The sequence below is a fragment of the Saccharothrix sp. NPDC042600 genome (assembly GCF_040647305.1).
GTDB classification, from domain to species: domain Bacteria; phylum Actinomycetota; class Actinomycetes; order Mycobacteriales; family Pseudonocardiaceae; genus Actinosynnema; species Actinosynnema mutabilis.
In genome coordinates, this window is the sequence record NZ_JBEZBW010000134.1 from 1 (window position 1) to 19,395 (window position 19,395).

At 73.9% G+C, this 19,395-nt stretch carries 15 protein-coding genes; 10 read left to right on the forward strand and 5 right to left on the reverse strand.

Annotation, left to right across the window (positions count from 1 at the left end; translation table 11 throughout):
- Positions 1 to 253 precede the first annotated feature (253 nt).
- The 3 genes from AB0A74_RS39060 (at position 254) to AB0A74_RS39070 (ending at position 5,147) form a co-directional block, all read left to right on the forward strand.
- The gene (locus AB0A74_RS39060; protein WP_358257728.1) at positions 254 to 1,936 is read left to right on the forward strand and encodes a DEAD/DEAH box helicase; all 1,683 of its coding nucleotides are present in this window, start codon (positions 254 to 256) and stop codon (positions 1,934 to 1,936) included.
- A gap of 186 nt (positions 1,937 to 2,122) precedes the next feature.
- Entirely contained in the window at positions 2,123 to 4,288 is a 2,166-nt protein-coding gene (locus AB0A74_RS39065) for an AAA family ATPase (RefSeq protein WP_358257730.1), read from the forward strand.
- Between the two features lie 133 nt (positions 4,289 to 4,421).
- On the forward strand, positions 4,422 to 5,147 hold the full coding sequence (locus AB0A74_RS39070) for a DUF1684 domain-containing protein (protein WP_358257732.1): 726 nt from the start codon (positions 4,422 to 4,424) through the stop codon (positions 5,145 to 5,147).
- Here AB0A74_RS39070 and AB0A74_RS39075 read toward each other — a convergent pair.
- Positions 5,107 to 6,435 (reverse strand): carboxylesterase family protein, encoded by a 1,329-nt coding sequence (locus AB0A74_RS39075; RefSeq protein ID WP_358257733.1) that lies wholly within the window; start codon positions 6,433 to 6,435, stop codon positions 5,107 to 5,109. The genes AB0A74_RS39070 and AB0A74_RS39075 overlap by 41 nt on opposite strands.
- Positions 6,436 to 6,454: 19 nt before the next feature.
- Here AB0A74_RS39075 and AB0A74_RS39080 point away from each other — a divergent pair, with 19 nt between their 5' ends.
- The 3 genes from AB0A74_RS39080 to AB0A74_RS39090 are packed head-to-tail and all read left to right on the forward strand — an operon-like array spanning position 6,455 to position 8,522.
- Positions 6,455 to 7,072 carry a pyridoxal-dependent decarboxylase gene (locus tag AB0A74_RS39080; protein WP_358257735.1) on the forward strand — a complete coding sequence of 206 codons (618 nt, stop codon included), beginning with the start codon at positions 6,455 to 6,457 and terminating at the stop codon, positions 7,070 to 7,072.
- Positions 7,000 to 7,944 carry a P1 family peptidase gene (locus tag AB0A74_RS39085; protein ID WP_358257737.1) on the forward strand — a complete coding sequence of 315 codons (945 nt, stop codon included), beginning with the start codon at positions 7,000 to 7,002 and terminating at the stop codon, positions 7,942 to 7,944. The genes AB0A74_RS39080 and AB0A74_RS39085 overlap by 73 nt, the downstream gene beginning before the upstream one ends.
- Positions 7,944 to 8,522: a DUF4865 family protein gene (locus AB0A74_RS39090; protein ID WP_358257739.1), complete on the forward strand. Its 579-nt coding sequence runs from the start codon at positions 7,944 to 7,946 to the stop codon at positions 8,520 to 8,522. The genes AB0A74_RS39085 and AB0A74_RS39090 overlap by 1 nt, the downstream gene beginning before the upstream one ends.
- 515 nt (positions 8,523 to 9,037) lie before the next feature.
- Here AB0A74_RS39090 and AB0A74_RS39095 read toward each other — a convergent pair.
- From AB0A74_RS39095 to AB0A74_RS39110, 4 genes are all read right to left on the reverse strand, one after another.
- A complete protein-coding gene (locus tag AB0A74_RS39095) occupies positions 9,038 to 12,202 on the reverse strand; it encodes a tetratricopeptide repeat protein (RefSeq protein WP_358257741.1) in 3,165 nt (1,054 codons plus the stop codon).
- Positions 12,203 to 12,374: 172 nt separating this feature from the next.
- Positions 12,375 to 13,613 carry a GGDEF domain-containing protein gene (locus AB0A74_RS39100; RefSeq protein ID WP_358257743.1) on the reverse strand — a complete coding sequence of 413 codons (1,239 nt, stop codon included), beginning with the start codon at positions 13,611 to 13,613 and terminating at the stop codon, positions 12,375 to 12,377.
- Positions 13,614 to 13,952: 339 nt separating this feature from the next.
- Positions 13,953 to 15,068, reverse strand: coding sequence for an MFS transporter (locus AB0A74_RS39105; protein ID WP_358257744.1), 1,116 nt, complete (start codon positions 15,066 to 15,068; stop codon positions 13,953 to 13,955).
- A gap of 5 nt (positions 15,069 to 15,073) precedes the next feature.
- On the reverse strand, positions 15,074 to 16,273 hold the full coding sequence (locus AB0A74_RS39110; RefSeq protein ID WP_358257746.1) for an MFS transporter: 1,200 nt from the start codon (positions 16,271 to 16,273) through the stop codon (positions 15,074 to 15,076).
- 41 nt (positions 16,274 to 16,314) lie between these two features.
- Between AB0A74_RS39110 and AB0A74_RS39115 the strand changes: the two genes are divergently transcribed.
- The 4 genes from AB0A74_RS39115 (at position 16,315) to AB0A74_RS39130 (ending at position 19,279) form a co-directional block, all read left to right on the forward strand.
- Positions 16,315 to 17,310 (forward strand): RNA polymerase subunit sigma-70, encoded by a 996-nt coding sequence (locus AB0A74_RS39115; RefSeq protein ID WP_358257748.1) that lies wholly within the window; start codon positions 16,315 to 16,317, stop codon positions 17,308 to 17,310.
- Positions 17,310 to 17,558, forward strand: coding sequence for a hypothetical protein (locus AB0A74_RS39120; protein ID WP_358257750.1), 249 nt, complete (start codon positions 17,310 to 17,312; stop codon positions 17,556 to 17,558). Before AB0A74_RS39115 ends, AB0A74_RS39120 begins: the two co-directional genes overlap by 1 nt.
- Positions 17,552 to 18,304 (forward strand): aminotransferase class IV, encoded by a 753-nt coding sequence (locus AB0A74_RS39125; RefSeq protein WP_358257752.1) that lies wholly within the window; start codon positions 17,552 to 17,554, stop codon positions 18,302 to 18,304. Before AB0A74_RS39120 ends, AB0A74_RS39125 begins: the two co-directional genes overlap by 7 nt.
- Positions 18,305 to 18,415: 111 nt before the next feature.
- Positions 18,416 to 19,279 carry a hypothetical protein gene (locus AB0A74_RS39130; protein WP_358257754.1) on the forward strand — a complete coding sequence of 288 codons (864 nt, stop codon included), beginning with the start codon at positions 18,416 to 18,418 and terminating at the stop codon, positions 19,277 to 19,279.
- Positions 19,280 to 19,395 lie beyond the last annotated feature (116 nt).

The window sequence follows — 19,395 nt, forward strand, 5'->3', positions numbered from 1 at the left end:
CCTCCGGCAGGCCGTACGGGGAACGAACCGACGCCCTTCCACCCCCGGGGGCCTGCCGCGCGGCGAGCGCCGCTTTTAGCTCTTCGCTCTTCGCTCTTCGCTTTCGCTTTGATCTTTTCGCTCTTGATCGCCCGCTCTCCGCTCAAGATCTCGAACGACGCAAGACAGAGCGCACGCGTGCCACAACCCACCCGCCGTCCCTACAGCACCCCCTCGCCGAGCGGTTCGCGGGCGATCAGCGAAACTTGACGCCATGACCGCCGACGCGCCCGACGACGACAGGACCAGCTTCGCCGACCTGGGGCTGCGCCCCGAACTGTTGCGGGCGCTCTCCGGACTCGGCTACGAGGAACCCACCCCCATCCAGCGGGAAGCCATCGCGCCGCTGGTCGAAGGGCGTGACCTGCTCGGGCAGGCCGCCACCGGCACCGGCAAGACCGCCGCGTTCGCGTTGCCCGTGCTGGAGCGCATGGGCGGTGGCGGGCGGACCGACACCCTGCCGTTCGCGTTGGTGCTGGTGCCCACCCGTGAGCTGGCCGTGCAGGTGTCCGAGGCCGTGCACCGGTACGGGCGCGAGCTGGGCGCGCGGGTGCTGCCGATCTACGGCGGTCAGCCGATCGGGCGGCAGTTGCGGGTGTTGGAGCAGGGGGTGGACGTGGTCGTGGCCACGCCCGGCCGCGCCGTGGACCACCTGAACCGGGGCACGCTCAAGCTCGACAACCTGAAGATCGTCGTGCTGGACGAGGCCGACGAGATGCTCGACATGGGGTTCGCCGAGGACCTCGACGCGATCCTCGCCGAAGCGCCCGAGGACCGGCAGACGGTGCTGTTCTCCGCGACCATGCCGCCGCGCATCGACCGGTTGGCCCGCCAGCACCTCACCGACCCGGTGCGCATCACCATCGGGCGCGAGCAGACCGAGCCGGGTGAAGCGCCGCGCGTCCGGCAGAGCGCCTACGTCGTCCCGCGCGCCCACAAGCCGGCCGCGCTGGGCCGGGTGCTCGACGTCGAGGCCCCCACGGCGGCGATCGTGTTCTGCCGCACGCGTGACGAGGTGGACCAGCTCACCGAGACCCTCAACGGCCGCGGCTACCGGGCCGAGTCGCTGCACGGCGGCATCAGCCAGGAGCAGCGCGACCGGGTGATGGCACGGCTGCGCAACGGGACCGCCGACCTGCTCGTGGCCACGGACGTGGCGGCGCGCGGTCTGGACGTCGAGCAGCTCACGCACGTCGTGAACTACAACGTGCCGTCCGCGCCGGAGTCCTACGTGCACCGCATCGGCCGGGTCGGGCGCGCCGGTCGCGAGGGCGTGGCGATCACGTTGGCCGAGCCGCGCGAGCACGGGATGCTCAAGACCATCGAGCGGGTCACCAAGCAGCGCATCCAGATGGAGAAGGTGCCCACGGTCGCCGACCTGCGGGCCCGCCGGCTGGAGCTGACCCGGGCGGCGCTGCACGAGAGCCTGTTGGAGGACGACCTGGAGGGCTTCCGGGTCGTGGTGGAGACGTTGGCCGACGAGTTCGACGTGGTGGAGATCGCGTTGGCGGCGGTCAAGCTCGCGCACGAGGCCACCGGCGCGGCGGCCGACGAGGAGGAGATCCCCGAGTTCGTGCCGCGCGACCGGGACCGCCGGGGCGCGCCGATGGGCGGTGAGCGGCGGGAACGCCGGCCGCGTCGCCCCACGGCGGGCATGACGCGGCTGTTCGTGGGCGCGGGGCGCAGCGCGGGCATCCGGCCGCAGGACATCGTGGGCGCGATCGCGGGCGAGGCGCGGCTCAACGGCCGGGAGATCGGCGCGATCGAGATCGCCGACCGGTTCTCCCTGGTCGAGGTGCCCGACAACGCGGCGCAGCAGGTGATCACGGCGCTGCGCGGGGCGACCATCAAGGGCCGCAAGGTCACCATCCGCCGCGAGCGCGACGACAACCGCTGAGCGTCCCCGCCGAGCGGGCCGGCACCGGAACCGCCCGCTCGGCAGGCCCCCGTTCGACTGCACCCGCATTTCCCGGCACCGGCGCGTCGATATAGTCGAAAGCGCACCGCGCATTCCCGCGGACAATTCGCGACCGATCACCGCAAAAAGGCGGTGAATAGCGCGCGGTGCCGGGAGGGGGCTCTCGTGACCACCGAGAACGCCGACACCACAGCGGCAGTCGCCCGACCCGAGCCACCAACCCCGCCCCCTGCCCTGGTCCCACCCCCGACGCCGACCCCACTCCCGGCCCCGACCCCACTCCCGACCCCGGTCCCGGTCCCGGTCCCGCACAACCTGCCCCCGCCCACCCACCGTTTCGTCGGCCGACACCGCGAACTAGCCCGCCTGACCACCCTGGCCACGACACCCGGCGGCAGTCGGCTGTGCGTCCTCGACGGACCCCCGGGAATCGGCAAGACCGAGCTGGCGGTCCACTGGGCAGCCCGCGTGCGCGACCTCTTCCCGGACGGCCACCTCTACGTCGACCTACGAGGTTTCCACCCCGCCGAAGCAGCCCTGCACCCCGCCGAATCGGCACTGCACCACGCCGAAGCCGCCGTGGGCCCCGCCGAGGCGTCCCGGTCGATCCTGGGCGCTCTGCACGTGCCGCCGACGTCCGTCCCGACCCACCTCGACGACCGGTTGGCGTTGCTGCGCGAGGTGCTGGACCGGCGGCGGCTGCTGCTGGTCGTGGACAACGTGCGCCGCACCGACCAGGTCCGCCCGTTGCTGTCCACCGCGCGCGGCTGCTTCACGGTGGTGACCTCCCGGCACCGGCTCGACGGCCTGACCGCGCACCACGGTGCCGGACGGGTCCCGGTCGGGCCGCTGCGCCCGGCGGAGTCCGTGCGGCTGCTCGCCGAACACCTGGGCACGCACCGCGTCCGGGCCGAGCACGCCGCCGTCGCCCGCCTGGTGACCGCGTGCGCGGGCCACCCGTTGGCGTTGAGCCTCGTCGCGGCGCGCGCCGCCGATCCGGCCGAGCCGCTGGACGCCGTCGTCCGCGAGCTGGCGGGCCGAGTCGCGTCGCGCCCGGCGGACGTGGGCGACCTGCGCGCGGTGCTGGCGCTGTCCCACGACGACCTGCCGGCCGACCTGCGCCGCGAGTTCCGGACGCTGGCGGTGCACCCCGGCGCGGAATTCGGCGTGGCCGCCGCCGCGGCCATGACCGGCGGGGACACCTTCCGCGCCCGGGAGACGATCCGGGAGCTGGTGCGCTGCCACCTGCTGGGCCGCACGTCCTCGGGCCGGTTCGCCTTCCACGGGCCGACCCGGGTGTTCGCCGCCGAGCGGGCCAGGGCGGCCGACCCGGCGGAGCTGCGCGCGGCCCGCACCGCCCTGCTCAACCACCAGCTCCACGCGGCCGACCGCGCCGACCGGCTGATCGACGGCCACCGCCGCCCGGCGCCGCTGGAGCCGTGCCTGCGCCCGGAGCTGCTGCCGGCGCTGGCCACCCGGGCGGACGCGTTGGCGTGGTTCACCGCCGAGTACGACAACGTCCTGGCCGCCGCGGCGCTGGCCCGGCGGGAGGGCCTGCCCGCCTACACCTGGCAGCTCGCGTGGACGATCCCGGCCTTCGCGCACCTGACCGGGCGGTGGCCGGACTGGGTCCGCGCGCACACCGCCGCCGTCGCCGCGAGCCGCGGCCTGGGCGACCGGTCGGTGGAGGTGCGGTTGCGGCAGTCGCTGGCGCGGGCGCACGCCCACAACGGCGAGCACCGGCGGTCGGTCGAGGGCTACCTGGACGCCCTGGCCACCCTGGAGCAGCTCGGCGACCTCTCGGGCCGCGCCGAGGCGCTCAACGGCCTGGCCGCCGTCCAGCTGCACGCCGGGTCGCCGGACGCGGCCTTCCGCTCGGCCTCCGCCGCCCTGGACCTCCACGCCCGCCCGGAGGTCCGCGACGACCGCGGCGCCGCGAGCAGCCACCACCTGCTGGGCCGCGCGTGCGCGACGCTGGGCCGGCCGACCGAGGCGCGGCACCACCACCTGCTCGCCCGCGGCCTCTACGCGCGCTCGGACGACTCGCACGGGCTGGCCGAGGTCGCCGACGCGATGGCCGGGCTGGAGTCGGCGGCGGGCCGCGTCGGCCGGGCCCGCGCGCACCTGCGCCGCGCGGTGGACCTGCACTTCCGCTCGGGCGACGTCGTCTCGGCCGCGGAGTCCTGCCGCCGGCTGCACGCCCTGCTCGACGCCCGCGACCCGGTCGCCGGGGTGCTGTCCCGGGCGATCGCCGCCTTGGCGGACAGCCGGGAGTCGGAGGCCGCCGCGCTGGTCGCCGTGATCGTCCGGTCCGGTCCTGTCCAGACCTGATCAGCATGTGGACGCGGTGGTCGGGGTGCCGCCGCCGTGGTTGATTCGCCGGTGGACGAACTTCATCGAGGAGGACACCGATGACGACCGACGCGGGAGGACACCGGATGACGACCGACGCGGGAGGGCAGCGATGACGACCGTCGAGGACCTGGAGACCGGGTGGGCCGCGTGGCGCGCCGAGCGCCAGGACGCGTTGCGCGACCCGCACGGGTGGCTGAGCATCACCGCGCTGCACTGGCTGGACGCCACGCCCCGGTCGTTCCCGGGCGTGCCCGGCGAGTGGAGCGCCGACGGGACCGCGGCCCGCCAGGGCGACACCGCGTTCGTGCTGCCCGAGGCCGGTTCGACGCTGGTGGACGGCGCGGACGGGGTGAAGGTCGAGGTCGTCCTGCGCACCGGCCGGTACGGGCTGCGCGTGCGCGACCCGCGCAACCCGGACCTCGCGGCCTACCAGGGGGTGCCGGCGTTCGACTTCGCGCCCGAGTGGGTCGTGGACGCCGACTTCCACGCCCGCGCCGAGCCGATCGTGGTCGGTGCGGCGCGGGACGGGCTGGAGCACCACCTGGAGGCGGTGGGCGTGGCGGAGTTCGCGGTGGCCGGGCAGCCGCAGCGGCTGGTCGTGACGCGCGCCGGCGACCGGGTGCAGGTGCTCTTCCACGACGCCACCAACGGCGACACGACCGCGCCGTGGCGGACGTTGTTCGCGGACCCGCCCCGCGACGGGCGGGTGCGGCTGGACTTCAACCGGGCGCTGAACCTGCCCTCGCACCTGACGCCCTACGGCACCTGCCCGAGGCCGCCGGAGGGCAACGTCGTCACCGTCGCGGTCGAAGCGGGAGAACGCCGGTTCCGGTGACCGGGTGGTCCACCGGACCCCCCACGTCCACGCCCCGCCACAACGCGCGCCGAGCCGAGAGGTCCACCTCCGGACCCCAGTGGCGCACGCCGGTCCAGCCGGGGTCGCCGGTGCGGCAGAAGTCCACCCACGCGCGCAGCATGCGGGCGGACAGTTCGTGCTCGGCGGGTCCGGGCGGGCCGCCGATGAGGAAGTCCGCGCCGGTCAGGTTGCCGAAGCAGAACGGGACGTCGGCGGTGTGCCAGCCGGGCGCGCGGGTGAAGCGGGCCAGGTGGGCGCGGCCGTGGGCCTCGGCGAGGCGGGTGGTGGGTTCGCTGAAGACGTTGTCGCCCATCAGTTCCACGTACGCGTCGGCGATCGTCGGGAACAACGCGCGGTAGCCGTCGAGGACGTGCGCGGGCAGTCCGTGCGCGCGTCCGAAGCGGGCGTACTCGTCGTCGGTGCGCACCGGGGCGAGGGTGCCGACGCGTTCGAACAGGCGGTACTCGGAGGTGGTGTGGCAGAACAGGGCGTCCACGTGCGGCGGCGGCACGGGCAGGCGGTCGGCGACCGGTCCGAACAGGACCGGGTCGTAGCCCAGCGGGCCGCACTCCTGCGCGGCGATCAACGCGTCGGCGGAGGCCACCGCGGACTCGGGGGTGGTGGGGTCGATCCACTCCGCGACGCGGCGGGCGAAGTCCTCGGTGTAGCACCGGCCGGGGACGCTGTGCGCGATCACCCGGCGGACGGGCGCGGCGGCGACGAGGAACAGCGCCGAGCCCGCGCCGGCCGACTGCCCGGCGACGGTGATGTCGCCCGGGTCGCCGCCGAAGGCCGCGATCTCGTCGCGCACCCAGTCCAACGCGGCCCGCTGGTCGAGCAGGCCGCGGTTGGCCGGGTGGCCCTCGACGTGGCCGAAGCCCTCGAACCCCAGGCGGTAGTTGCAGGTCACGACGACGAGCCCGGCGCGGGCCAGGGCCGTGCCGTCGTAGTCGGGCTGGGCGGAGGAGCCGAACGTGTAGGCGCCGCCGTGCAGGTAGAGCAGGACCGGGTGGCTGTCACCGTGCCGGGGCGCCCACACGTTGAGGGTCAGGACGTCCTCGTCGCCGGGCCGCCAGACCGGCGCGCCGGGCAGTTCGGCGGACTGGGGCGGGATCGGGCCGAACTCCCGGCAGTCGCCGGAGTGCCCGGCGCGGACCGGCGCGGCGAACCGGCGTGGACCGAAGGGCGGTTCGGCGTACCGGATGCCGAGGAAGGCGTCGACGGCGGGATCGACCGCCAGGCCCCGAAAACGTCCACGTGTGCTCATCGGCGACCACTCTGCCACGATGGGCGATCCGCTGATGGGACGACAGGACGCCGCCGCGGCGCTGCGGCTGGTGGCGGAGGCGGCCGGCCCCTACCTCGACGCGCTGCCGACCCTGCCCGTGCGCGACGCGGCCCACGCGCACCTGTTGCGGGACCTGGACGGTCCGCTGCCCGAGGACGGCGAGGGCGCGCCGGCGGCCGTGGCGGAGCTGCTGCGGATCGGGACGCGCGCGGCCACGCACTCGTCCGGGCCGCGGTTCTTCCACTTCGTGGTGGGCGGCTCGACGCCGGCGGCGCAGGCCGGGGACTGGGTGACCGCGCGGCTGGACCAGGTGGGCGGGCTGTGGCCGGCCTCGCCGCTGGCCGCGCGGGCGGAGACGGTGGTGCTGCGGTGGCTGCGCGAACTGGTGGGGCTGCCGGAGACCTTCGGCGGGGTGCTGACGCCGAGCGCGACGTTCGCGAACCTGACCGGGCCGGTGGCGCACGACCGAGGCGGACGTGGACCTGCTGGTGTCGGTGGTCCGCGAGATCGGCGCCCGGCTGGCCGGTCAGTAGCATCGCGGACGTGCGCAACGCGATCACCGATGTGCCCGGCGTGCTGGTCGGCCACGCCACCCGCGTCGGCGACGGCGCGTTGACCGGCACGACGGCCGTGCTGTTCCCGCCCGGGACGCTGTCCACTGTGGACGTGCGCGGCGGCGCGCCGGCGACCCGGGACACGGCGGCGCTGGACGCCCGTCACGGCGGCCGTGCGGTGCGGTGCGTGGTGTTGACCGGGGGCAGCGCGTACGGGTTGGCGGCGGCGGACGGCGCGGCCCGCGAGGTCGGCTCGTTCGTGCCGGCGGCGGCGCTGTACGACCTGGGCCGGGGCGGGGTGTTCGACACCTACCCGACGCCGGGGTTCGGCGCGGAGGCCGTGCGCGCGGCGGGCGTGGACGTGCCGCAGGGCAACGTGGGCGCCGGGGCGGGCGCGATGAACGCCGCGTTGAAGGGTGGTCTGGGCACGGCGAGCGTCGAGTTGGGCGGCGGCGTGGTCGTGGGCGCGGTGGCGGCTTTGAACGCGGCCGGTTCGGGCGTGGACTTGCGGACGGGTCTGCCGCTGGCCCACGGTTCGGGCCTGCCGGACGAGTTCCCGCCGCCCGGCGGCGACGACTTGTCGCGGCCGATGCCGAGCGTGGTGAACCCGTTCAACACGGTGATCGGTGTCGTGGCGACGAACGCGCGTGTTCCGGCGCTGTACGCGGTGGCCGCGGCCGGCCAGGACGGCTTGGCCCTGGCCGTGGACCCGGCGCACGGCATGGTGGACGGCGACACGGTCTTCGCGGCGTCCACGGGAACGCACGACGCGCCGGTCGAGGAGGTCCTGGAGGCGGCGCGACACGCGTTCGCGCGGGCGTTGGTGCACGGCTTGCTGGCGGCGGAGTCCGTGACGACCCCGTGGGGCCACCTGACGGCGTACCGGGAGCAGTACCCGCTCACGGCGGCGGGTTATCGAAGGGGGACGCGCTGATGCACGCGATGCACTACGAGATCACTCTGCCCGCTGATTACGACATGTCGGTGATCCACAAGCGGGTGGCGACGAAGGGTTCGGCCCTGGACGCGTGGCCGGGGCTGGCGTGCAAGGCGTACCTGGTGCGGGAGCGGGGTGTGGACGGGTCGCCGGTGAACCAGTACGCGCCGTTCTACCTGTGGCGCACGGTCGAGGGGATGAACACGTTCCTGTGGGGTCCGGGTTTCGCCGGGCTGAGCCGAGACTTCGGGCGACCGGTGGTGCGGCAGTGGACGGGGTTGGCTTTCGAGGCGTTCGACCTCGGTGCCGTGCCGCGGTCGGCGACCAAGCGGACCTGGCACGTGCCGGCGGACGCCGACCCGGTGGCGGCGATCGAGGAGGCTTTGGAGGGGTTGAAGCGTCTGGAGGGTGGAGCGCACTCGACCGCGCTGGTGGTGGACACGCGGGGGTGGGAGCTCGTGCAGTTCACGTTGTGGGTGGACGAGGTGCCGGCGGAAGCCGAGGGACAGCGCTACCGGGTGCACCACTTGTCCCGGCCGGAGTTGGGTGAGCTGCCTACCGGGCGACTCTGGTAGCCCGGGATTGTCGGTACCCCGTGAGACCATGGAGACGGGGGCCGGAGGCCGGCCGTTCGCGCGCAGCGCCTCGCGCGCAGCGCCTCGCGCGCAGCGCCTCGCGCGCAGCGCGGGGTTTTGGCTTTGCGGCTTTGCGGCTTTTGCGGTTCCGCCGGAGGCGGTCGCGCGGAGCGCGTCGCGCGCAGCGCGGGGCTTTTGGGCTTGTGCGGCTTTTGCGGCTTTTGGGCTTGTGCGGCTTTTGGGCTTGTGCGGCTTTGCGGCTTTTGCGGGGTCGGCCGTGGTGGGGGTGGGCGGGTGGACGCATCGGTGACACGGCCCTCTTGGCTCCCAGCGGACTCGGCAGCGTGACAGGGGCTATCCCACCTGAGCCTCCACCCACCCACCCCCTCCCAGGCCACCCAGCAAAAGCCCCAAAAGCCCCGGCTGCGCCGAAAAGCCCCCGGCTGCGCCGAAAAGCGCCGGCTGCGCCGGCAAACCCGCCCGGCTGCTCGCACCCGCCGCCAGAACGCCCGCCGTCACCCCCGCTGGGGCAACCACCCATGTGCCGCCTGCCGAGCGCGCTGCGCGAAGGGCGTCGCGATGTAGTCCTCCAGCCCGAGCACGCCACCCGTCGTCCGGTCCAGCTCCCGCGCGAACCCGACGATCCCCCGGTCCACCCGGTCCATCAGCCACGCCAGCAGCACCACGACCACGTCCGCCAGCACACCCACCTGGAACGGCATCTCGTCCCGGTTGCCCGCGGTCACCGCGTGGGCGAAGTCCGTCATCCCCCGCTCGGTCAACTCCCGCGGCCCGACCTCGATCGCGCGCTTCATCGAATCGACCACCAGCGGCACCACGGCGGCCCACGTCGGCTGCTCGGCCGTCTCGCAGATCAACCCACCGCACAGCGCGGTCGTCCACAGCGCCCCCGGGTCGTTCGCGCGCACCGCGCCCACCGCGAGGTTCGGCAGCAGTGCCGCGCCCTCGGCCCACAAGCCCTTGGCCACCAGCAGTTCCACCGCGTGTCTGTAGTGGTCCAACGCCTTGGCGTGCTCGCCGCGCAGGGTCAGCACCTGGCCCAGCTCGTCGTGGCACGTGGCGATCTCCGCCGGCACCGCCCGGCGCTCGGCCAGCGCCAGGCCGACCGTGGCGTAGTGCCGCGCGGTTTCCCACTCGCCCAGGTCGCGGTGGCACGCGCCCAGTTCGCGCACGGCCGTCAGCTCCGCCGCGTCGTCGTGCTCGGCGCGGAACAACTCCACCGCCTGGACGCCCGCCTCGATCGCCGCGGCCACGTCGCCGGCGCGGCGCCTGCGGACGCACTCCTCCAGCTTGAACCCGGCCTGCCTGCGCCGGTCGTCCAGCTCCACGGCCACCTCGTGGCCCTCGACGGCGTAGCGCAGCGCCGTCTCGTGGTCTTCGCCGCTCAGTCCACCCAGCACGTCGATCGCCTCCACCAGCCGCGTCCGACTGCCCCGGGCCCGGAACACGTCGTGCGCCTCCAGCGCGGCCCGCCGCGCGTCCTCCGGTCGGTCCGCGCGCACCAGCAGGCGCGCCATGCGCAGCAACACGTCCGCCCGGTCTTCGCACGCGTCGCCCCCCTCCACACACTTCTCGAAGTCCGCGAGCGCCGCGTCGTATTCCCCGCGCTGCTCGTGGACCCGGCCGGTCAGCTCGTGGCGGCGGGCGCGGCGGGGTGCGGACTCGGGTTCGGGCAGGTCCAGTTCGGCCAGGGCGGTGTCGACGCGGTCGGCCAGGGCCGGGTCGCCGGTCAGCGCCAGTTCGTCGAGCAGGACGTCCACGAAGGACGGCACGTCGGCGGCCCCGCGCTGTTCGGCGGTGCGGCGCAGCGCGGTGATCTCGCGGCGTAGCACGGTGGCCAGCGGGGCTGGGCACGTGCGGGCGAAGCGGCCGAGCAGTTCGGCTTCGGCCAGGGCCGCCTCGCCGTCGGTGGTGGACCGGTCGCGCCACTCGTCCAGGCGGCCGTTGACCGTGCCCAGGTACAGGTAGCAACGCTCGATGCCGCCGGGGGTGCCGGTGTTGACGATGGCGTTCGCGGCCGGGGCTTCCTCCGCGGTCAGGCGGTGCACGACGGTCGCGGCGAAGCTGGTCGCCAGGCCCGGCGGGACGGTCCACAGCGTGCCGATGTACCCGCGCGCGCCGGCGCGGACGAACTCGCGGCCGACCTCGGTCCACGGGCGGCGGGAGTTGTTGACCACGATCGGGCGGTGGCCCAGGCGGGGGACGTCGGTGAGCGGTTCGTCGCCCAGCACGATCCCGTCGTCGTCGCCGTGGGTGTTGAAGAAGACCAGCTCGACGGGCAGGTCCCGGGCGAGGGCGGCCAGGGCCGCCGGCGAGGCGTCCGCGCCGGACAGGACGAGCGGGTGGGTGAAGTGGCCGACCCCGTCGGTGGGCGCGGGCGGCGCGGCGGTGTCGAACACCAGGCTGAACGCGCCGGGTTCGCGGGCGGCGCCCTCCCCGTACAGCTCGGTCAGCACGACCAGGGTGGGGTCGGCGACCACGTGGCCGATGGGTTTGCGGGTCCAGTTGGCGTCGTCGGTGCGGACGAACGAGTAGGGCAGGCCGGTGGTGAACGCGGTCAGCCGCCGGTCGCCGACCGCCTCGACCACCTCGGCCGGGACCTGCGCGGTGACGACGGCCTCCAGCGCGGCGAACGGGTCGTGGTCGCCGGCGGACAGGTAGCGCCACAGGGCTTCGACGAACCCGATGCCCTTGACGGCGTCCCCTATGGCGCGGGCGGCGGCGGTGACCCGGCCCTGTTCCTCGGCGATGACGCGGTGGACGTCGGTCAGGTCGGGGACGGGCGCGGTGACCAGCGCCGCTCCCCGGTGGTGGGCGTACTGGGCGGCGACCAGGGCGTGGGCGGTGCCGGTGTCCTCGACCAGGACGGCCTCGTCGGTGTCGAGGTCGGGCTCGGGCGGGGTCGGCGCGCCGGCGACGATCCGCAGCGGCCGTCCCTGGTGCAACGCCGCGCGCAGGGCTCGGACCTCGGTGCCCGGCGGCGCTTCCAGCGGGTCGGGTTCGCCGCCGCGCAACGCGCGCCAGGCGGCGTCCGGGTCCCCCGTCGGCTCCAGCCGGACGATGTCGAGGCCCTCCAGGAAGCTGTCGTCGCACAGCACGACCGCACGCCGGACACCGGTCCTGCCGAGCAGCTCCCGGAGCCGCTCCCGCTCGTCCCCCTCGACCACGACCAGCGGCGCGAAGCCGGGCAGGCAGGACAGCACGACCGCCGCCGCGCCGGTCTGGTCCGGGCGGCAGACGACGGCGGTGTCCGCGACGCCGTAGACCGGTGCGCTGGTCACGGTGACGTGCAGTTCGGACTCGCCCGCCGGGAGGGCCACGCGGACGCCGTCGTCCAGCGTCGTGCACGGCGACGAGCCGCTGACGTGCAGCGAGACGTGGTCGGACAGGGCGAACCGCACACCGTCGGTGGTCTCGGTGCCGGGCGCGTCGACCTTCAGCCGCCACTCGGCGGGGGCGGGCAGGTCGAAGCGCTGCCTGAGCACGGTGCGCAGGTGGCCGTCCCGGTGCTCGTCGACCAGGAGGTCCCGCGCGCCGGCCTCGGCGGTGAGGTGCTCGCTGACCGGCAGCGGCGGCTTGCGGTGCACGTCGAGCAGGACGGCGCGCAGCAGCCCCGCCTCGAAGCGGAACCGGATTCCGTGCGGGGCACCGAGGTCCACTGGCTCACAACCCTTGCAGCGACGAGTCCACCGGATAGTGGTGGCGCGCAGAAACTACGCCACCGGAGCGCTCCACCTGTAGGACATCCCGCAGGTCAATGAGGTTGTTACACACCGTGCCACGTGGATCACACCGCACGGCGGCGAGACGCCGCTTTCGTCCGGATGCGGCTCAGGTGCCGGGGTGCTCCGAGCGGGCCGCCGGCATCCACGGCACCCTGCGGTGCCGGCCCGCGACCTGGACCTGGTCGCGGCCCAGGCGCTTGGCCTCGTAGAGCGCCGCGTCGGCGGCGGCGAGCAGGCCCTCCAGCGTGTCCTCCGCGACCGACGGCCACACCGCGATGCCGATGCTCACCGTCAGCCCGTCGACCCGGCCGCCCTCGGCGTCGTCGGCCGCCACCTGGTGCACCTGCCGCCGGATCCGCTCCGCGATCGCCTCCGCCTCACCCGGCTCCACCCCCGGCAGCAGCACGGCGAACTCCTCGCCCCCGAACCGCCCGACGGCGTCGCCCCGCCGCACGGCCCCGTTCAACGCCATCGCGATCCGCCGCAGCACGGCGTCACCGATCTGGTGACCGTGCGTGTCGTTGATGTCCTTGAAGTGGTCCACGTCGATCATGAACAGCCCGACCGTCGCCCCGGCCGGCCGACGGCGCGTCCGGTCCAGTTCCAGCGACGCCTGCAGGTGCCACGCCTCCGCGTTGAGCAACCCCGTCTTGGCGTCGGTGCGCGCGGCCAGCTCCAGCTGGTGGATCAGGACGGTGCGGTGCAGGGCGACGGCGGCCACGACCATCGGCAGCGCGAAGCCCGGCCACCACGCGACCGCCAGCGCCACGAACACGCCCATCGCGAGCTGTCCGGCCTCCAGCAGGTTGTCCGAGGCGCTGCCGACGGCGTCGCGCACGGACCGCGGCCGGACCGTCAACAGGATCACGATCGCCACCAGGGCCGTGTTGACCAGCCACTGCGCCGTGCCCGCGCCGACCAGCCCAACCAGGTCCAGCCAGCCGGATGGCCGTCCCCCGGCCAGGTGCTCGCGCAGGCCGGTCGCGCCTGCCACCGTGCCCGCGGCCAGCGTGGCGAGAACCATCATGGAGGTGGTGAACACGTTCCGGTGCGGTGGCCGGGACGCGTCCCAGCGCCCCACCACCCACCAGCGGTGCGCGTACATGAGCACGACCAGCGCCACCGCGAGCGAGGGCGGCAGCACCAGGGCGCCGGCCAGCATCCAGATGCTGCACAGGTCGACGTGCGGCAGGTGGCTGTGGTCCCGTCGGATGCGCTCGATCCAGCGCGAGCAGTGCAGGTGCAGCGCGGCGCACCCGGCCAGCACGCCGAACACCGGCCACGCGCCCGCCGGGACCGGCCACGCCGTGGTCGCCGCGATCGCGACCAGTGCGAGCAGATCCACCGACAGCACGTACACCAGGGCCTGCCGGGGCAGGGACCATAGTGACCAGCGTCGATCGCCCGACGACGCTGACCGCACTGTGCCCATGGTTCCTCGCGACCGTCTAACTCGGACTGTGAACGCGTCCGAACGGACCGTCACAGTAATTGTGACCTGCGCCGATGTCAGCCGCTAGCGGGGTGACGCGACCCACAGGAGGTGACTGCGGTGCGCGACAAGATCTGGTGACGCCCCCTGCCCGCCACAGCGCCGCGCTCGTGAGGGAGGTGGGTCATGCGCGACAAGATCTGGTGAAGTCGACGGCGACGGGTGCGGGCGCCGCGTCCGCCGCGGCCCCGCTCACCGCCGAACCAGCCACAGGCCCGCCACCCCGGCCCCGACACCGGCGACGACCAGTGCCGTCCCGACTTCGGCGGACTCGGCCACCACGCCCGCGACCAGCGCACCCACCGGAGCCGAACCCCACACGGTCGTGCGAATCGCGGCGTTCACCCGGCCGTGCAGCGGGGCCGGCGTGAGCCGGTACCGGACCGGCACCTGGAGCACGTGGTAGACCTGCACGCCGAACCACATCAAGGCGATGCTCAACGGGTGCACCACCACACCCGCGGCCCCGGCCCCGGCCACAGCGATCACGACCGGCATCGCAGATTCACCCATTCGTGGAGCCACCAGCGCCCCCGCGATCCCTCCGAGCGCCCCCACGGCCAACACCACGCCGATGCGCCCCGGTGACAGCCCTTCCCGCGCCAGGTGAAGCGGGAGCAACGCGAGGAATGCACTCACCCAGAACATCAGGGTCGCGGTGCACAGCGTGACCCGCCGCAACAACGGCTGCCCGAACACCAGCCGCACCCCGGCGAACACTCCCCCACGCCGCTCGACGACCCCACGAACCCGGATGCCGGCGAGCGTCGCGCCGGAGACCACGAAACTCAAGGCATCGGCCAACAGCGCGACCGGCGCGCCGAACACCCCGACCAGCCACCCGGCGAGGGCGGGCCCGGCGACCTGAGCGGTGGACTGGCTGGTCTCGAACGCCCCCTGCGCCCGGGTCAACCGGTCCGCCGGCACGACCAGCGGAACCAGGGCCAACGTGCCGATGTCCCCCACCACCGCGAACGCGCCCGCCACCACCGCGACCAGGCACAGCAGCGGAACGGACAGCACACCGAGGCCATCGGCGAGCGGAACGGCACCGAGGACGGCAGCCTGACCAAGCGCACAGGAGACCAGCAGGAGCCGCCGGGGCAGGCGATCGACCCACACCCCGGCCGGCAGACCAAGGACCAGGTAGGGCGCACGGGCACAAGCGGCGAGCACCCCCATCTCCCAGGCGGTCGCCCCCAACGTGAGGGCGGCGACCAGCGGCAGGGCCAACGCCGTGACCTGCGAGCCGACCAACGACACCGACTGCCCGGACCACAGCAGCAGGAACGCCCGATCTCGCCACACAGGGATCAGCCGTCGCCGGGCAGCGCACCACCGGACACCCGCGCCCAGGCGGCCGCGACGACCAGCGCCGCGATCACGCCCACGCCACCGGCCAAGGCGATCGCACCACCCGCGGAACCCAGTGCCCCCGCCAAGACGCCTCCACCGGCGACCCCCACGCCCTGCGCCGCCACCAGCCCGCTCCGGGCGAACCCGAGAGCCTGCCCCCGCTGGGCGTCGGGCACCAGCCGCACGAACGTCGCACCGGCCGTCACCTGGTAAGCGCTGAACACCCCGCTCAACGCCAACAAAGCCACCGCCCCGACCAGGCCGGGCTCGAACCAGTACGCCACCAGCGGCAACGCCGTCGCCACCGCCAACAACCCCAACACCCGCACCCGCCGGGCCGTCGGCACGAACCGCAGCAGCACCGTGCCCAGCACCATCCCGGCCGGGTCGGCCGCCAGCAGCAGGCCCACGCCCGCCGCGCCCACCCCGACCTCCGCCGAGAACGGCGCGGCCAGGCCCTCGGGCACCACCGTGAACAGCGCCAACCACCCCAGCGCCACCAGCACCCGCAGCCGCCGGTCCCGCCACACCAGCACCGCGCCGGCGCGGATGCGCACCCCGGTCCGCGCCACCGCCCCCGCCGCCGGACGCGCCCGCAGCCCCAGCCGCAGCAGCACGGCCGACGCCGCGAAGGTCAGGGCGTCGGCGACCAGCGCCCCGGACGTCCCCAGCCACGCCACCACCACGCCACCACCCGCGAACCCGAGCAGCAGCCCCGCCTGGTGGGTGATCAGGTGCACCGACTGCCCCGCCTCGTACCGGTCGCCCAGCACGGTCGGCAGCAGCGCGCCCTGGGCGGCGGCGAACGGCGGCTCGGCCAGTTGCGCCACCACCAACAGGGCCGCGACCAGCGGCAACGGCACGCCGGGCACGGCCATCACGGCCAGCAGGACCGCGCGCACCAGGTCGGCGGCGACCATCACGGTCCGGCGCGGGAACCGGTCGGCCAGGCCCGAGAGCAGCACGCCCGACACGAGAGCGGGCAGCATGGTCAACGCGTAGGTCAGCGCGGTCCAGGCGGCCGACCCGGTGCGTTGGAACACCAGCACCGACAGCGCAACGCGGGCCAACTGGTCGCCGACGGTCGACAGGGCCGCCGCGCACCACAGCACCCGGAACTCGGGCACCGCGAACGCCGCCCGGAACCCCGTCCCCATGCTCCTCCGATGAGTTTCCGCGGCCGGTCCGGTCATACGTGGTGCGGCGTGCGTCCCGGCACGTCACCGTACAACCCAGGAGGACGGCGATGAGCGAGGTCTCGACGATGACGGTTGACGTGGACTTCACCCGCGGGGTCGAGCAGCACCGGCACGAACTGAGGGTGCACTGCTACCGGCTGCTCGGCTCGTTCGACGAGGCGGAGGACCTGGTGCAGGAGACGTTCCTGCGGGCGTGGCGCGGCCGGGACACGTTCGAGGGGCGCTCGTCGTTGCGGGCGTGGCTGTACCGGATCGCGACGAACGCGTGCCTCGACGCGATCGCCCGCCGCCCCGCGCCCGCGCCCACCGACCCCCGGACGGTCGAGGTGCCGTGGATCCAGCCCTACCCCGACGCCCTGCTCGACCAGGCGGCGGGCCCGGACGCGGAGGCCGTCGCCCGCGAGACGATCGAGCTGGCGTACCTGGTCGCGCTGCAACACCTGCCCGCCAAGCAACGCGCGGTGCTGGTGCTGCGCGACGTCCTGGGCTGGCCCGCCACTGAGACCGCCGCCCTGCTGGACGACACCGTGCCCGCGGTGAACAGCGCCCTGCAACGCGCCCGCGGCACGCTGCGCAAGCACCTGCCCGAGCGGCGCGCGGAGTGGAGCGCCGAGGCGTCGGCCCGGGAGAAGGCCGTGCTGCGACGGTTCGTGGCGGCCACCGAGAGCTGCGACCCGGCGGCGCTGGCGGCGGTGCTGCGCGAGGACGCCGTGTGGTCGATGCCCCCGCAGCCGGAGCTGTACCGCGGTCGGGACGCGCTGATCGAGCTGTGGACGCCGGTCATGGTCGGCCCGGAGGCGTTCGGCGAGTGGCGCGCCATCCCGGTGTGGGCGAACCGGCAGCCGGCCGTGGCCGGGTACGCCAAGCGCCCCGGCCGGGACGTCTACGAGCCCGTGGCCCTGGACGTGCTGCGGGTCGAGGACGGCGTGATCACCGAGGTCACCACGTTCCAGTCCGCGGTGTTCGCGTGGTTCGACCTGCCGGCGACCCTCTGATGTTCCGCTCGCGGGTGGTCACGGTCGCCGGCACCCGCCCGTTCGACCCGGACGAGTGGCGCGACGCCCTGGTGGTCGTGACCGCCGGCGAGGTGGAACTGGAGGGCGCCGGCGGCACCCGGCGGGCGTTCGGCCGCGGGGCCGTCCTGGTGCTCGACGGCCTGGGCCTGCGGGCCCTGCACCAGCACGGACCGGAACCCGCCGTGCTGGTGGCGGTCGTGCGGACGACTACCGTCACCCCGTGCTGAGGATCCGGATCGACGGCCGACCCCCGACCACCGACCAGTTGGCCGTGGGCCTGCTGGCCAACTACGGCCACTTCACCGCGATGCAGGTCCGAGCCCACCGCGTCCAGGGCCTGGACCTGCACCTCAGCCGCCTGAACTCCCAACACCAGGAGCTTTACGACACGACCCTGGACACCACAGCGATCCCCGCCCTCATCAAAGACACCCTGGGCGACGAGCAGGACGCGGCCGTCCGCGTGATCGCCTTCGGCCCGGAGAACCCGGAACTCATGGTCGTGGCCCGCCCACCGGCCCCACGCCCGACCACGCCCCAGCGCCTGATGTCGGTCGAGTACCAACGCCCCCTGCCCCACGTGAAGCACATCGGCGGCTTCGGCCAACTCCTGCACGGCAATCGCGCCCAGGCGGCCGGTTACGACGACGCCCTCCTGACCACCCACGACGGCCGCGTCATCGAGGGCGCGATCGCCAACATCGCCTTCTTCACCCGATCCGGCGACATCGTCTGGCCGGACGCGGCCTGGCTGCACGGCATCTCCATGCAGTTGCTGGAACAGGCCCTGCCCTCCACCCGAGCCGTGGTCCACCTGGCGGACCTGGCCGACTTCCAGGGCGCGTTCCTCTGCAACTCCATCGGCGTGACCCCGGTGACCGGCATCGACACCGTCACCTACGACATCGACGAGCCCGCCCTGGCCCGCGTCCGAGCCGCCCTCGACGCGGTCCCCTGGGACGACCTGGACTGAGTAGAAGCCCCGATTGCCTCCCGCCAGGCACCACGACAGGCTGACCGGGTGATCGACTTACCACCCCGGCGCACCTGGCCACCCCTAGCCGTGCAGATAGTCGGCGTGTGGGTGGCCGCGCTGGTCGGCTTCATAGGCACCGGCTGGCTGACCGTGCTCGGCTTCGTCCTCCGCAGCCCAGGCCTGGTAGCCGTCTCCCTGCTGGGCCCGCTCGTGATGTTCTTCCTGGTAGGCAGCCTGAGCCAACCCGCGGGCCTGCTGACCCGCCGACTCCTCCCCAGAGCAGCGTGGGCCCTGGCGGTCACCACGCTGGGCACCCTGGGCGCGGTTTTCTACATGTCGGTCCTGGAATCCTCGGAACCCGCCAAGCCACCCACCTGGCTGGCAACCCTGGGCGTAGGCCTCCCCTACGCCTTGATCACCGCCGCCCTGGTACGCCCGCTGGCGATACGCCTGACCTCGCTGGCCACAACCGCCGCCGCGATAGCCCTGGGCATCCACCTACCCACCACCCTGCCCCAAGACGACGCGCGATCCCGAATAGAAAACGCAAAACTCCCCGGCAACGTCCTCCTGCTGGCCACCCCGAACGCCTACGACTTCCCCACCCTGACCCGCAAGGACAACGAGGCAACCCTCGACTACCGCCCCACCGGCAAGGACCACCCGCTGTCCCCCTGGCCACAACTCACCATCCGCCAGGTCTCCCCACCCCAACCCGGCGACGTCCAGGAAGACACCCTGACCTACCGAACCTGGACACGCCACCACGTCTACCTGAGAAGAGACCACGGCGTGGAAATAGCGGCAACAGTCCCAGACGACGTCCCAAAAGAAGCAGTACAAACCTTCATCCTCTCCGTCCGCCCGGCAACAGACGAAGAGACAATGCGCCTACTCCCCCGCGACCCAACCAGAAAAAACCGAGACGTCCTGCAACACTTCACCCAAACCCTGAACCACCTAACCCCTTAAGCGCCGCAGGCGCGCGCTCTTCAACGGGCTGCCAAGCCACAGGAAGGGCCTCGGTTCGTTCCCCGTACGGCCTGGGCGCAGCCCAACCACGCTTTGGGGTTCTTGGCAACCAGCTT